Genomic DNA, 14,561 nt, shown 5'->3' on the forward strand with positions numbered 1-14,561 from the left:
ACGTCGGGGGCTGAATCCGTTCGTTCGTTATCTTTGGCGTGCTGACTGTCACTAGCGGATGAAGTAGATAGTCGCGAAGAGGGCAATCCAGACGATGTCGACGAAGTGCCAGTAATACGAGACGACGATGGCGGCGGTGGCCTGCGCCGGAGTGAACTTACTGACCAGGGTTCTGGTGATCAGGAAGACGAACGCGATGAGTCCGCCTATCACGTGCAGTCCGTGGAAGCCGGTCGTGATGTAGAAGACCGATCCGTACACGCTGCTCGACAACGTCGTGCCCTCGTGCACCAGGTGGTAGTACTCGTACGCCTGGCCGGACACGAAGAACGCGCCCATGGCCAGCGTGATGATGTACCACCGTCGAAGGCCGAAGACGTCTCCGCGCTCAGCGGCGAACACGCCCAGCTGGCACGTGAACGACGACGCGATCAGCACGGCCGTCACCGGTACGGCCAGAGTGAGGTTCAACTCGGTCGGTTCCGGCGGCCAATTTCCGTTCGCCTGGGCTCGCGCGACGAAGTACATCGCAAACAGCCCGGCGAAGAACATGAGTTCACTCGACAGCCACACGATCGTGCCGACGCTGACCATATTGGGACGGTTCAGCGAGTGCACGCGTTGGGTGATTGCCGATCCTTGAGTCCCTACAGCGCTCGTCACAGAAAGAAGTATGACCCGTCGTAGTACGGAAGGCATATCCGGGTCCGCTCTGGGCGCGTCGCAACACAACGAATCCAGGAGCGTCCTTGTTCCCACGCTGGTCAGGAGGGCTGTACGGGCCGGTAGGGTCCAGTCGTGCAAGGCTGGCCTCATGGCAAAGAGCACCGAAGGTGGGTGGTTTCGGCGGCTGTTCTCGCGGTCGACCGCAGAACGTCTGGACCCCACGCGCGAGGATCTGGTGATAGTGGCGAGTTGCTTCGACGACGCACAGGCGTGTTCGGCTGTGCTCGAAGACGCAGCCCGAACTCCGCCGGTGTGGACGGCGGCGTCGGATGTGTTGCTTCGGCATCATCTGCTGCTGCCGGCACACGAAGTAGAGGACGCTGCCGCGGTCGCGGCCCAGGACGACTACGAAGTGGGGCCCGCGGCCGAATTGTCGGACATCGATGGATACCGCCCACACGTGGACGACGGCGTTCCTCTGGTTCTGCAGCGCGTGCAGGTGCTCGACGCGCTTCATTGTTCACAGGAGCGATCTCGAATGGCGGGCCTCGCCCAACGCCGGGGTGGCGCTGTGCTCGGGTGGGATGCGCTGCAGCCGGCGCAGGCCGACCCGGCGTCTGGCTAAGCTTCCACCGCACCAAGGCCGCGGCCACGGATCGACGAACGGAACCAGCCATGAACGCACCGACCGCAGACGAGCAGCCACGAACCTGGCGTCGAATTCTCGGCGCGTTGACGACTCGTACCGACCTTTCCAGCGCAGACACCGGCTGGGCGATGGACGAGATCATGGCCGACAACGCGACGGCGGCACAGATCGCAGCGTTCGGAGTGGCCCTCAGGATGAAGGGGCCGACTCCGGCGGAGGTGAGCGGTCTCGCCGAATCCATGCTTTCGCATGCGGTGTTGGTGGACACCGATACCGACGCCGTCGATGTCGTCGGAACCGGCGGTGACGGAGCCGACACCGTCAACATCTCCACCATGGCCGCCATCGTCGTAGCCGCCAGTGGCATCCGGGTGGTCAAGCACGGCAACCGCGCGGCGTCGTCCAAGAGCGGCACGACCGACGTGCTCGAAGCGCTGGGCGTCCGGGTGACTCTGGGAGCCGACGCAGTCGCGGCGAGCGTCGAGCAGGTCGGTATCGGGTTCTGCTTCGCGCCGATGCACCACCCCGCACTGCGCTTCGCCGCGGCACCGCGCAAGGAGATAGGCATCCCGACGGTCTTCAACGTGCTGGGGCCTCTCACCAATCCGGGCCGCCCGCGCGCAGGTCTGATCGGCTGCGCCTTCGAGAGTTTGGCTCCCGTGATGGCCGACGTGTTCGCCGGCCGTGGCAGCTCGGTGCTCGTCGTGCGCGGCGACGACGGACTGGACGAGATCACCCTGTCCACCACGACAACGGTGCACGTGGTGTCCGGCGGCTCGGTGACCATCGAGACGATCGATCCACTCGACTACGGAATCGACCGGGCACCCATCGAGGCCCTCGGAGGCGGCGATGCGGAGTTCAATGCCGCAGTGGCGCATCGTGTGTTCGCCGGCGAACACGGACCGGTCCGTGATGCCGTGCTGCTCAACGCCGCCGCGGCCATTGCCGCGCATCAGGGCGTCTCCGGGAACCTACACGAGCGCATCGAAGCCGGATTGGCAACTGCTGCAACGGTTGTCGACAACGGTTCCGCGTCGCGGCTACTCGCCGACTGGGCTCGCTGCACCACTGCATTGGCAGACTGACGAACTGTGCCCTACTCGCCGATCGAGAACCCTGCATCGACGTCGGCGCTCGAATAAGACTGGAACGCAATGTGAGTCGTGGTGCTCCGAACGCCACGCACACGATTGATGTGTCTGGTGACGACGTCGGCGATCGAGGCATGGTCGCGCACTTTGACGATGGCGATCAGATCGACATCCCCAGCGCACGAATAGACCTCCGTCACACCATCGACATCGGCAACGGCCTGCGCCGCCTCCGGAATCAAATCGGCCTCGGCGTCGATCAAGACGATGGCATTGATCATCTGTGCTCCTCATGCATCTCGAGCCCGATGTACGACGAGCTCCCACCCAACCCTAGTTCCACCGGTCGGTCCGCGGGCTCCACTCCTGCACTACCGGTCGTTCCGCTAGCTCCACTCCTGCACTACCGGTCGTTCCGCGGGCTCCACTCCTGCCGCGCGGCTTCTCTCGCCGTTCGGCACCAGTCCTCCCACGAACCCGCAGCGCGAGCCGGGCTGCAGTAACCACTGCTGGTGCGCACGATGCGAACCCCATCGGTGCGTAGCCAGGATGCGATGAGGCCGACCTCTTCCGGCGGCGCACCTCGCAGCGGTGTCGGATCGGGCATCACCGTCTCGGCGGACGCGGTGATGGCATCGACGACGGGCATCGGGTGCACTCCGCGGGGAGCCACCGCAGCACCGGCCAGACGGCCGAATCGCACCACGATCAACTCCCATCCTCCGTCCGCGGTCCGTCGCGCCGCCACGAGTTCCGCGATGGCGGCCACGGCCGCCGACCGATGCATCCGGCGTAGCGCCTCCACGGTGATCGCGATCCGGTCGCGCAGGCGCGCGGCAGTCTCGTAGAGCTCCCTGTCCGCGAGTTCGGCGACCCGCCGGCGCATGGAATAGAGGATCGCGTCGTCCTGGCCACACACGAGCGCAAGAAACTGCGCAGGTGCGCCGGAGTACTCGTCGGCCGTCATCGGCCCGGAGAGCGCCGCTGGGCAGCCGCCGACGTCGGTTGCCGGGCAGTCGTCACCGTGCCGAACCGAACGAGCCAGCCGGCGGGTGCACGTGCGCAGACGGCAGAACTCCGCCACGAGCGCCGAAGCCTCCGCGGCGTCACCGCGAACCGAGAACGGTCCGAGACTGTTGGGCGTCGGCGTCCGGACTATCGACAGTCGTGGGAACGCCTCGTCGGTGAGGGCGATCCACCAGCCCTTCTTGGGAAACTTCGAGCGGCGGTTGTACGGCGGGATGTGCGCCGAGAGCAGGCGCAGCTCTCTGACACCGGCTTCGAGTGCGTGCGCGCACTCGACGTGGTCGACACGCGTGGCGAGGGAGACCATCTCCTTCATCCGGCCCCTGGTCTCGGACCCGGTGAAGTAGTTGCGTACTCGGCGCTTGAGGTTGTTCGAGGTGCCGACGTACAAGACCTCATCGGACGGGCCGCGGAAGAGATAGACGCCGGGCGTGCCGGGCAGGTGAGCGGCCAGCCCGCGTTTGGCGCGCTGGCCGGCCGACACCGCGGGAAGGTAGTCGACCAACTCGGCATAACTGTGAACGCCCTGATTGCCCACTCGTTCGATGAGGCCGTGCAGAACGTCGACCGTTGCACGGGCGTCGTCGAGTGCCCGGTGAGTCGGCCGGGTGCCGGATCGGAACAGTGTGGACAGCGCGGAGAGTTTGACCGAGGGTGCCTCGTCGCGCGTGAGTACCCGTCGAGCCAGCTTGACGGTGCACAACACCTGGAACCGGGGCCACGCTATGTCGAGACGACTGGCGGCGGCCTTGAGGAACCCGGTGTCGAAGCCCGCGTTGTGGGCCACGAGCACCGAGCCGCGGGCGAACTCGAGGAAACCGGGCAGCACTCGTTCTATCCGAGGCGCGCCGATCAGCATCGCCGACGTGATTCCGGTGAGTTCGACGATGTACGGGGGAATGGACCTGCCCGGATCGACGAGGGTGGCGAATTCGCCGAGAATTTCGCCTCCTCGAACCTTGACCGCACCGATCTCGGTGATGGCCTCCGTGTCTGCGCTGCCGCCGGTGGTCTCGAGGTCGACGACGACGAACGTGGTCTCGTGCAGTGGGGTGTCCAGTTCGTCGAACGTCAGCTGGATGGGCAGGCTCACCGGGACGACGGTAGGTCCGACCTCCGACAAGAACGCGCATGGCGGCGTCGTCGGTGACCGTGTCGTCGCGCCCGGACCGTGAAGTGTCACGAAACCTGTCGGTGGCGCGCGCTACCTTTCGCTCGATCGGCTGATTCGGCCGCCTGAAACAGCAAAGAGACAAGGATCACAATGATCATCGACTGCAGTGACTGCCTGGTCCGTGACATCGCCTGCGCCGACTGCGTCGTGACGGTGCTTCTGGGGCCGCCGGGAATGCCATCGAGGTCGGACGGACGGTGGGTCGGACCACCCTCGCCGATAACGCTCGAGCAGGAGGAACTGGGTGCGATGGGTGTGCTCGCGGATGTCGGTCTCGTCCCTACGCTCAAGCTCGTGACGAACGCGGTCGAGACCGCCGAAGTTCCGTCGTTACCGACTCGTGACGCACCGGGGGATCAGCGCGCTGGTTAGCGAAATTCGGGTCGAATTCGGTTGCGTCGGCGCGTTGGGGTCGACACAGGGGTATGCCATTTCGTAACCTTCCTGAGACCTTGCGGAGTCTCGCCAGTCCAAACCGGAGTGGCGTCGCAAGTCACCGCCTAATCGATCACTCGCGAGAGTGTTCGTACCGGGAACCCGATATCTACTGGGGTGAATCCCGCTGAGCCACCCACGGTGGCCGGTGGGTAGGGCTGCTCTTCCCAGCCCGAACCCGTCAGCTAACTCGGTCGGCGGACGATAGGAAGAAACGGAGCACCATCTTTCGTGGCGTCACAACTTTCCAACCGATCATTGCGGCGAGTTCTCGTAGCCGGAGCGCTCACGGCAGGCGTGGTCATTCTTCCCGCTGCACCCGCGATGGCGGCCCCCCTCACCATCCCCGGCGTCGGAACCTTCGAGATTCCCGACATCCCGGGCCTCCCTCCCCTCAACATTCCGGGTATCCCCGCACCGGGCGCGCCGCTGGCTCCCCAGGTCACGCCCGCAGCGAAGGCCGTTCAGGCTGCTGAGTCCAAGATCGGCGCTCCGTACGTGTACGGCGCCTCGGGTCCGGATTCGTTCGACTGCTCGGGTCTGATCCAGTGGGCGTACAAGCAGGCCGGCGTCAGCCTGCCCCGCACGAGCTACGACCAGGCAGCCGCGGGCACTCCGGTTTCGCGTGACAGCCTGATGCCCGGCGACGTCGTCTCGTTCTACGGCGGCTCGCACTCGGGTATGTACATCGGCGACGGCAACGTCGTGCACGCATCCACGTCCGGCGTGCCGGTCAAGGTTGCTCCTGTGGACTCGATGCCGTTCGACGGTGCTCGTCGTTACTGATTCGAGCCGCAGACGTTCGCTGTGATCGACCGACAGGGTCGAGCCGTACCCCGGCTCGACCCTGTCGTCGTCTCCGGACACGGCATGCGACACGCCGGTCCGGTGGACAGCGGACGCCCCAGTTCGTAATCTGATCGAGACCTGGTCGATGTTTACTTTGTGACCTGTCACCGACGAACCCCATCGATTTCAGACGGTGTTCACCTCCGCGCCCGCAAGAGCATGGGTATGGTTCGTTTCCGGACTGCTAATCCAACCGTCGCCTCGTGTAGGCGACAGATGTAAGGACGGAGAGTCGCTTTCCGTGGCGATATCGAGATCGAACCGAGTGTGGCGGCTGGCCCGTAACTCGGTGGTTGCTGTCGCGTTGGCCGCAAGCATCGCCGTAGTGCCGACGCACACTGCGATCGCTCAACCGGGATTCGACTCGGCGTCCGACGCCCAGACCAAGCTTGCGGAGCTCTCCCGAGATTCCGAGCAGACGAACGAATCTCTGCACAACGCTCAGATCGACCTCGATGCCAAGACTGCGCAGCAGCTCGATGCCCAGGCCGCCGTCGATCGGAGCCGCGCCGCTCTCGACGCAGCGCAGGCGCAGCTGACTCAGCTCAAGCCGGCCATGGACAAGGTAGCCAACGTCAACTACCAGGGCGCGCGTACGAACCGCCTCTTCGCTGTCATGGTCAGCGACTCGCCTCAGCAACTGCTCGACCAGATGTCGGCTCTCGATGTGATCTCGGCCGAGACCGCAGGCCAGGTCGCCCAATTCCAACAGGCGAGTTCGGATGCCGCTGCGGCCGAACAAGCGGCAACGACGGCCGCGGACCAAGCTCGTGTCGCGGCCGAGCAGGCCAAAGCGGTCAGTGACGATCTCCAGGCCAAGCAGAGCGAACTGCAGGGCCAGATAGCCGAGGTGATGGCCGCCTACGGCGCGCTGTCGTCGTCCGAGCAGCTCTCGCTCGCTGGATCGGCATTGCCCGACGGTTTCGATCCCACGACAATTCTGCAGAATCTGACGCCAGGGTCGGGTACCAGCGCGTTGCAAGCCGGTCTGACGCAGATCGGCAAGCCGTACGTCTGGGGTGGAACAGGCCCGGACGGCTTCGACTGTTCGGGGCTGGTGGTGTGGGCGTACAAGCAGGTGGGAAAGACGCTCCCTCGGTCGAGTCAGGCTCAGGCCGAAGGCGGTACACCGGTGGATCAGAAGGATCTGCAGCCGGGAGATGTGGTGCTGTTCTATCCGGACGCCTCGCACGTCGGTATCTATGCAGGTAACGGCAACGTGTTGCACGCGTCGACATTCGGGGTCCCCGTCAAGGTGCAGTCGATGGCATCGTTCCCGTACTACGGGGCGCGTCGATACTGAGGTGTGCCTCGACGATCGACGCCTGCGCGTATGAGCGGGCCGAACCAGCCCGCGGGGATCCGCCTCCTGGTCCGATCGGCGCGGCTTCGGTGGACGGCACTTGTTCTCGTTGCTGCAGTAGCGCTCTCGGTGGTCGTCTTTCACAACGTCTACAGCACTGACGGTGAATCCCGAGCTACGTCGACCGACACGTCCGTCGGCCAGGCCCCGCCGACCTACGATCAGCAGCGCCGCGCCGATGTGACCGTCCTTCTCGACCGATGGGCCGGCGCAGTTCGCGCTGGAGACGTCGACGGTCTGCGGGAATTGATGGATCCGCGGGCCGATCCTGATTTCGTCGAGGCGCAGCTACGTCGGGCCGCGTCGGTTCCGGGCGTACCGTTCTCCGAATTCGGATACGTCCTGGGCGACGAGCCGGAGACACCGGTCCCTCCTTCGATCGCAGAGCCACTGGACGCCACCGACATCTGGGCACCGCCGGTGTATCTGCGCTACGCCGTGGCAGGGCCGGACGCGTCGCCGACGAGTCGCCCGGTCTCGCTCGTCGTAGCCGAGCGAGACGGTCGATGGCGGCTCGTCGACGATGCGGACCTGCCCGAGTATCGACGCCACACCTGGCGTGGGCCGTGGGACTTCGGATCGTTGACGACACGATCGGTTCCCACAACTTCGGGGACATCGGTGGTCATGGGGCATCCGGACCGGGAGCAGTTCGTCGATGCCCTGGCAGCCGAGCTCCCGTCGGCAATCGATGCCGTCACCGACTTCTGGGGAGACGACTGGGCGCGAGACGGTCTGGTATTCGTTGCATCCTCCGCGGAGGAGTTCGCCGAGCTGACCGGATCCGATCCGTCGACGGACGTGGCTGCGGTGACCGTGTCCGACGCGGTGGCGGGGGACGGTTCGCGTCCGACCGGCCAGCGGGTGGTGTTCGGTCCCGATGCCGCGGCCCGATTGACGCCGTTCACCGTTCGCTCGGTTCTGCGGCACGAGTTGACCCACGTGGCGGCCAGGGCGCGGACGGCGGACGGTACGGCCTTGTGGGTGGCGGAGGGGTTCGCCGACTACTCCGGGTACCGCAATTCCGGTGCCGATTTTTCGCAGCTCGCTCCTACCCTCGCCGCGATCGTGGCGTCGGGTGGACCGCCGACGGTGCTGCCGAAGGACGAGGATTTCGGTGCCGGAGGGGCACGGTCGAGTGTGGCCTACGAGTCGGCATGGTCGGTGTTCGCCTTCGTGGCCGATCGGTTCGGCGAGCCGACACTGCGCAGGCTGTACGAGGCGTTGGCGTCTGGACCTGCCTCGGACGGCTCCACCGATGCCGCCTTCGCGTCGGTACTGGGATTGGACCGCACCCAGTTCGTCGCCTCGTGGGGCAACTGGGTGGCTGATCGGGCGCGCTGACCTCGAGCGCTACGGTTGACGCCATGCGTCGTACTCTTCTCGTGACGAACGACTTTCCGCCTCGCCCGGGTGGAATCCAGTCATACCTGCACAGTTTCGCCTCGCAACTACCCGCAGACGAGCTCGTGGTCTATGCACCGCGGTGGCGCGGTGACTCGCACGAGAAGTTCGATGCCAAGCAGCCGTTCGAGGTGATCCGGCATCCGACGACACTGATGCTGCCGACTCCGCTCGTGGCGCGCCGGGCAGCTCGAATCCTGAAGTCGCATCGGTGCGACTCGGTGTGGTTCGGGGCGTCGGCCCCGTTGGCCGTGATGTCGTCGCACCTGCGCAAGGCTGGGGCAGAGCGCATCGTGGCCAGCACGCACGGTCACGAGGTCGGTTGGTCGATGGTGCCGGGCGGACGGGCGACCCTACGCACGATCGGCGAGAACACCGATGTGGTGACCTACGTCAGCAAGTACACCCGGGGTCGGTTCAGCTCGGCGTTCGGTCGGACCGCAGCCCTCGAGCACCTGCCGCCCGGTGTCGATACGGATCGTTTCGTTCCCGATGACGCCGCGCGAGCGGAACTTCGCGCGCGCTACGGCCTCGGCGACCGACCCACCGTTCTGTGTCTCTCGCGGCTCGTACCCCGTAAGGGACAGGACTTCCTGATCCGAGCGCTCCCGGGAATTCGGCGAGCCGTCGACGGTGCCGTTCTCGTGATCGTCGGAGGAGGGCCGTACGAGAAGACTCTGCGCGAGCTCGTTCGATCCACCGGAATGGAGCAGCACGTGGTGTTCACCGGCACGGTGCCGTCCGCGGAGCTTGCCGCCCACCACACCATCGCCGACGTGTTCGCCATGCCGAGCCGCACCCGTGGCGCGGGTCTCGACGTGGAGGGCCTCGGAATCGTCTACCTCGAAGCGTCTTCCTGCGGTGTGCCCGTCGTAGCCGGAACGTCCGGGGGTGCGCCGGAAGCTGTGCAGCACAACAAGACCGGGCTCGTGGTCGACGGAACTTCGGTCTCGTGCATCACCGATGCGATCGTGCGAATCCTGTCCGATCGCGCGCTGGCAACGCAGATGGGCAATGCCGGCCGTGCGTGGGTCGACGCCGAGTGGCGTTGGGACGTGCTGACGGAGAAGTTGCGATCGTTGATCTAGCGTCCGTAGTTAGAGGCCGTTGGCCTCACCGGGCGTAGATCGATTCGATCTCGTCGGCGTACGCCTTGGTGATGACGTTGCGCTTGAGCTTCATCGTCGGGGTCAGCTCGCCGCTTTCCTCCGAGAAATCATGGGGGAGCAGTCGATACTTCTTGATGGACTCCGCGTGCGAGACGGACTTGTTGGCGTCGGCGACGGCAGCATCGATCTCTGCGACGAGATCGGGGTCCTTCTGCAGATCCGCCGCCGTGGCGTCGGCGGCCTTGCCGTGCGCGGACTTCCACCGATCGAACGCCTCCGGGTCGAGAGTGATGAGCGCCCCGATGAACGGTTTCTGATCGCCTACGACAACAGCCTGGCTGATCAGAGCGCCCGCACGAAGTCGGTCCTCCAAACCGGCGGGCGAGACGTTCTTGCCGCCGGCCGTGACGATCAATTCCTTCTTGCGACCCGAAATCGTGATGTACCCGTCGTCGTCGACGCTGCCGAGATCTCCGGTGCGGAACCAACCGTCGTCCAGTGACTCGGCGGTTGCCTCCTCGTTGCGCCAGTAACCGTCGAACACCACCGGCCCGCGCAGTTGAATCTCTCCGTCTTCGGCGATGCGAACGGTGTTGCCGGGCAACGGACGCCCGACGCTGCCCACGCGTTGGAATCCGATGGTGTTGACGGCGAACGCCGCGGTGGTTTCGGTCAGCCCGTAGCCCTCGTAGATCGTCACACCGATGCCCCGGTAGAAGTGGCCGAGACGGGAACCGAGAGGCGCGCCGCCGGAGATGGCGAGTTCGCACTTGCCGCCGAGCGCTGCCCGCAGTTTGCCGTAGACCAACTTGTCGAACACGGTGTGCTTGGCGCGCAACACGATTCCCGGTCCGCCGGTGTCCTGTGCCTCGCTCCATTCCACCGCACATTCGGTGGCCAGATCGAAAATCTTGCCCTTGCCGTCGGCGTGCGCCTTCTGCTTCGCAGTGTTGAAGACCTTCTCGAACACTCGCGGCACCGAGAGGATGAAGTCCGGCTGGAACGTTCCGAACGTCGCGACGAGATTCGGGATGTCGTTGGTGTGACCGAGCGTGACCCCGGCGTCGAACGACGCGATACTCACTGCCCGTGCGAGTACATGGGCCAGGGGGAGGAACATCAGGGTGCTTCGACCCTGCGTCATCAGTGACTTCAGCGACGTCTCGCGAATACCGAGAGACTCCGCGAGCAGATTGGCGTGGGTCAGTTGGACGCCCTTGGGGCGACCGGTGGTGCCCGAGGTGTAGATCAACGTTGCCGGATCGGACGAGCTCGAGGCCGAAACCCGTCGGTGCACAGAGTCCTCGGTGACATCTGCGCCCCCGTCGATCAGTGCCTGCACCGCGGCGGTGTCGGTGTCGGCCGACTCGATCACGAACGTCCGACGCACGGACTGTGCCGCTGCCACAACATCTTTCGTTTCCTGCACGTGCGCGTCGTTCTCGAGCACGAGCAGTACCGGCTCGGCATCTTCGAGAATCCACTCGACCTGCCCGGCGGAGGATGTCTCGTAGATCGGCACGGTCACCCCGCCCGCGGCCCAAATCGCATAGTCGACGACAGACCACTCGAACCGCGTCGACGACATCAATGCAACGCGATCACCCTGTTCGATGCCTGCTGCAATCAGACCTCGCGCCACCCCGACGACCAGTCGCTCGAACTCGGCCGCGGTGACGTCGGTCCAGCTGCCGTCCACGAGCCGTCGGAACACAACGGCATCGGGCGTGTTGCGAGCACGGAGGAAGACGGTGTCGACAGCCGAGTCGGTGTCCTCGATGGCGTACTTTGCGGCGGCGGTGTACTCGCGCACGGGATTACCTCCGGATAGAACTGGGAGAACGAAAGTCGATAGCTCGGCTTCACAGATACTCTAGACCCGGCTCGAGGACGCTTGAATGCGCCTCGAGCGGAGCCTGCAGGAACGAGCCGTAAAAGAGGTGACGGGCGCGGCCTGCGACCCGATATGTGAAGCTCTGTCGATGAGCAGTATTCAAGTTGCGGATCAGACATTCGTGGCCGCCCCCGGGGAACGGGTGGCGCAGGCGTTCGCCTCACCCGAGCGGTGGCGTCGGTGGTGGCCGGATCTGAACCTGACCATCACCGAGGACCGGGGTGAGAAGGGGATCCGCTGGGCGGTGCGCGGCGGTGTGGTCGGAACGATGGAACTGTGGCTCGAGCCCGCGCTGGACGGAGTCGTCGTGCACTACTTCCTGCATGCGGAGCCCTCCGGTTCCGGCGAGATCGCGTCGCAGCAGCATGCTCGTCGGGTGGCGGGCCGCGCCATGACCTTCGAGCTCAAACGCGAGCTGGAGGCCGGTCGGTCTGCGGGTGAGGCACCGAGCCACGTAGCGTCGAGTTCAGCTCGCGATTGAACCGCGCGGTACGGTCGGCCGGTTCGCGATTGTGCGTCCGCGGATCGATCGTGTGAGATAGATCTGCCCCCTGTTCCACGGCTCAACAGCGAACGAATCGATCGAAGTACCCGAGAGGAAGCGGACGAGAAGTCATGGCGGAGAAAACCCAGAGATCGATCGTCGTCGAAGCCCCGCCGAACCAGGTCATGGACGTCATCGCCGATTTCGACGCGTACCCCACGTGGGTCTCGGCCGCGAAGTCCGTCGAGGTACTCGACGTCGATGCGGACGGACGCGGTAAGCGCGTGAAGTTCGTGCTGGACGCCGGGATGGTGAAGGACACCTACGAACTCGAGTACGACTGGGCCGCCGACGGCAGCTCCGTGTCGTGGAACCTCGTGTCGGGTGAAATGCAGAAGTCACAGAAGGGCTCGTACACGCTGCGCGCAACCGGTAGCGGCACCGACGTGACGTACGAGCTCACCGTGGACCTGAACATCCCGATGATCGGCCTGTTCAAGCGCAAGGCAGAGAAGGTCATCACCGACACTGCACTCAAGGAATTGAAGAAGCGGGTCGAAGGCTGAGCGAAGCTCGCACCGAACCCCGCACCACGGTGATGCTGTTCCTCGGCAAAGGTGGTGCGGGGAAAACCACGCTGGCGGCGGCGTCGGGCCTGCGACTGGCGAAGGCCGGACAGCGGGTGTTGATTGCCTCCGTGGATCAGGCACAGTCGCTCGTCGACGCGTTTTCGGGGCTGCCCGACGGCGCTGTCGACGACGAGTCCGTGGAGCTGTCCCGAGTCCGACCCGTCACGGCGGGCCTGGACATCGTCGAGATCGACACGCTGAGACTGCTCGAGGCGCGGTATCGAGGACTCGGTTCCGTGGTGGCCATGGCGTCGGCGGGCCACGAGCACGGGGTGAGCTTCGGGGCGATAGAGCCGGAGGAACTACTGGGCTTTCCGGGAATCGAAGAGTTGCTGGGGATGCACGAGATCTGTCGTCTGGTGGACGAAGGTCGCTGGGACACAGTGATAGTGGACATGCCTGCATCGGCTGATGCGTTGAAGACTCTGCAGTTGCCCGACACCGTGGCCGCGTATGTGGAGCGGATCTGGCCGCACCACGATCGGATGGTGGCCGGCACCGGTTCCGACGTGCGGCTCACGCTCGTGGTGGCGATGATCGAGCGAGTGCTCGCCCAGGTCGACTCGGTTCGATCGCTGATCACCGACCCTGCGCGCACCGGCGCAACCGTGGTCGTCACTGCCGAACAGCTCTCGGTCGTCGATGCCGAGCGAACACTGTCGGCCGCGGCACTGCTCGGAATCAGAATCGATCGGGTTCTCGTCAACAAGATTCTGCCGGGGCTCAACTCCTCGTCGATCGGTCTGGTCGGTGCCCATCCGGCGGTGTTCTGGTTCGAGAGCTGGCGGGCAACGCAGCTCGCCGCCGTCGCCGAGCTGCGACGACGTATCGGCACCGTACCGATAGTGGAGGTGGAGCGAGTTCCTGGTGAACCGGTAGGGTTGGGGCCCTTGCAGGACGTGGCCGATCGCCTTGAACCGAGCTTGCTCGAACGGCGCGCGCCGGAGCGGGGTGAGCAGCCCTCCGTGGTACTCGAGTCCGGGAGCGGACTCGAATCCGTATATGCGATGAGAATGCTGCTGCCGGTAGTGGATTCGACGACCTTGGGTGTGGGGCGAGTGGAGGACGACTTGATAGTCACTGCCGACGGGAGGCGACGACGCATCAGGTTGGCGTCGGTGCTTCGTCGGTGCATCGCAGACTCCGCCGAGCTCGACGGGCCCTGCCTGGTGGTGCGCTTCCGCCCGAATCCCGACGTGTGGCCACTGTGACAGAACGTGTAGCCACGGTGACAGAACGTGCGGCCACGGTAACGACTCCGCTCACTACGTTCGGGGTGCAGCGATGACCTCCGGGCATTCCGAGCTGGGGGCCGATCTGTTGGCCCTGGCCGACACCGTGCTCACTCGGCTCGACCCCATCCTGCGCCGGGTTGCAGAGACTCAGCAGGAACGTGATCAACAAGGCTGCAGTTGGTGTCCGGTATGTGCACTTGCTGCACTGGTGCGCGGCGAGCGGCACGATCTGGTCGAACTCGTGGCCTCCGAGGGCACGGTGATCATCGCGTTGCTGCGTCAACTGCTCGCCGACCACACGAACACCGGAACCGGTCACACCGCCGCGGCTCCCGCGGAAGCCTCTCCGCCAGAGCCCGGGCCGGAGCCAGCGTCGACCGAACCGGTCGACCTCTCGAACGTGTCGGTCGACACGAATATCCCGGGCGAACGTCGGGCGGCGTTCGTTCCGATTACCGTTCGAGTGAAGAATTCACGATCGGACACGCAGGATCGTCCGTGACGGGTGAGCGCGCGGATCGATCGGTGACAGCCGTGTGGGGGACGGCGG

At 65.2% G+C, this 14,561-nt stretch carries 15 protein-coding genes and 1 riboswitch; of the genes, 11 read left to right on the forward strand and 4 right to left on the reverse strand.

Features of this window, described 5'->3' with window-relative positions:
- Positions 1-51 precede the first annotated feature (51 nt).
- Entirely contained in the window at positions 52-663 is a 612-nt protein-coding gene (locus tag CH305_RS19910; protein ID WP_032379071.1) for a heme-copper oxidase subunit III, read from the reverse strand.
- Between the two features lie 151 nt (positions 664-814).
- Here CH305_RS19910 and CH305_RS19915 point away from each other — a divergent pair, with 151 nt between their 5' ends.
- Together CH305_RS19915 and trpD are read left to right on the forward strand one after the other, a co-directional pair.
- Positions 815-1,291 (forward strand): hypothetical protein, encoded by a 477-nt coding sequence (locus tag CH305_RS19915; RefSeq protein WP_094704700.1) that lies wholly within the window; start codon positions 815-817, stop codon positions 1,289-1,291.
- A 50-nt stretch (positions 1,292-1,341) separates the two neighbouring features.
- Positions 1,342-2,403: an anthranilate phosphoribosyltransferase gene (gene trpD / locus CH305_RS19920; protein WP_032403929.1), complete on the forward strand. Its 1,062-nt coding sequence runs from the start codon at positions 1,342-1,344 to the stop codon at positions 2,401-2,403.
- A gap of 11 nt (positions 2,404-2,414) precedes the next feature.
- Here trpD and CH305_RS19925 read toward each other — a convergent pair whose 3' ends face one another.
- Together CH305_RS19925 and CH305_RS19930 are read right to left on the reverse strand one after the other, a co-directional pair.
- Entirely contained in the window at positions 2,415-2,690 is a 276-nt protein-coding gene (locus tag CH305_RS19925; protein ID WP_032379068.1) for an Lrp/AsnC family transcriptional regulator, read from the reverse strand.
- Positions 2,691-2,812: 122 nt separating this feature from the next.
- Positions 2,813-4,528: a DEDD exonuclease domain-containing protein gene (locus tag CH305_RS19930; RefSeq protein ID WP_037151244.1), complete on the reverse strand. Its 1,716-nt coding sequence runs from the start codon at positions 4,526-4,528 to the stop codon at positions 2,813-2,815.
- 171 nt (positions 4,529-4,699) lie between these two features.
- On the opposite strand from CH305_RS19930, the gene CH305_RS19935 reads away from it, so the two are divergent.
- From CH305_RS19935 to CH305_RS19955, 5 genes are all read left to right on the forward strand, one after another.
- On the forward strand, positions 4,700-4,981 hold the full coding sequence (locus CH305_RS19935) for a hypothetical protein (protein WP_094704701.1): 282 nt from the start codon (positions 4,700-4,702) through the stop codon (positions 4,979-4,981).
- A gap of 115 nt (positions 4,982-5,096) precedes the next feature.
- Positions 5,097-5,257, forward strand: a riboswitch (cyclic di-AMP (ydaO/yuaA leader).
- Between the two features lie 18 nt (positions 5,258-5,275).
- A complete protein-coding gene (locus tag CH305_RS19940; RefSeq protein WP_032403931.1) occupies positions 5,276-5,830 on the forward strand; it encodes a C40 family peptidase in 555 nt (184 codons plus the stop codon).
- 310 nt (positions 5,831-6,140) lie between these two features.
- Positions 6,141-7,196 carry an NlpC/P60 family protein gene (locus tag CH305_RS19945; RefSeq protein ID WP_373454575.1) on the forward strand — a complete coding sequence of 352 codons (1,056 nt, stop codon included), beginning with the start codon at positions 6,141-6,143 and terminating at the stop codon, positions 7,194-7,196.
- 30 nt (positions 7,197-7,226) lie between these two features.
- Entirely contained in the window at positions 7,227-8,600 is a 1,374-nt protein-coding gene (locus tag CH305_RS19950; protein WP_094704703.1) for a hypothetical protein, read from the forward strand.
- Between the two features lie 23 nt (positions 8,601-8,623).
- Positions 8,624-9,748 (forward strand): glycosyltransferase family 4 protein, encoded by a 1,125-nt coding sequence (locus CH305_RS19955; RefSeq protein WP_032403934.1) that lies wholly within the window; start codon positions 8,624-8,626, stop codon positions 9,746-9,748.
- A gap of 25 nt (positions 9,749-9,773) precedes the next feature.
- Here CH305_RS19955 and CH305_RS19960 read toward each other — a convergent pair whose 3' ends face one another.
- Positions 9,774-11,582 carry a long-chain fatty acid--CoA ligase gene (locus CH305_RS19960; protein WP_094704704.1) on the reverse strand — a complete coding sequence of 603 codons (1,809 nt, stop codon included), beginning with the start codon at positions 11,580-11,582 and terminating at the stop codon, positions 9,774-9,776.
- Positions 11,583-11,751: 169 nt separating this feature from the next.
- Between CH305_RS19960 and CH305_RS19965 the strand changes: the two genes are divergently transcribed.
- From CH305_RS19965 to CH305_RS19980, 4 genes are all read left to right on the forward strand, one after another.
- Complete coding sequence (locus CH305_RS19965) at positions 11,752-12,144, forward strand: hypothetical protein (protein WP_032379061.1); 393 nt, start codon at positions 11,752-11,754, stop codon at positions 12,142-12,144.
- 134 nt (positions 12,145-12,278) lie between these two features.
- On the forward strand, positions 12,279-12,713 hold the full coding sequence (locus CH305_RS19970) for an SRPBCC family protein (protein ID WP_094704705.1): 435 nt from the start codon (positions 12,279-12,281) through the stop codon (positions 12,711-12,713).
- 32 nt (positions 12,714-12,745) lie between these two features.
- Positions 12,746-13,987, forward strand: a complete 1,242-nt coding sequence (locus CH305_RS19975) for an ArsA family ATPase (RefSeq protein WP_256983920.1) — start codon at positions 12,746-12,748, stop codon at positions 13,985-13,987.
- A gap of 73 nt (positions 13,988-14,060) precedes the next feature.
- On the forward strand, positions 14,061-14,513 hold the full coding sequence (locus CH305_RS19980; protein ID WP_094704707.1) for a hypothetical protein: 453 nt from the start codon (positions 14,061-14,063) through the stop codon (positions 14,511-14,513).
- Positions 14,514-14,561: the final 48 nt, after the last annotated feature.

The organism is Rhodococcus sp. 15-649-2-2 (assembly GCF_002258645.1).
GTDB lineage: Bacteria > Actinomycetota > Actinomycetes > Mycobacteriales > Mycobacteriaceae > Rhodococcoides.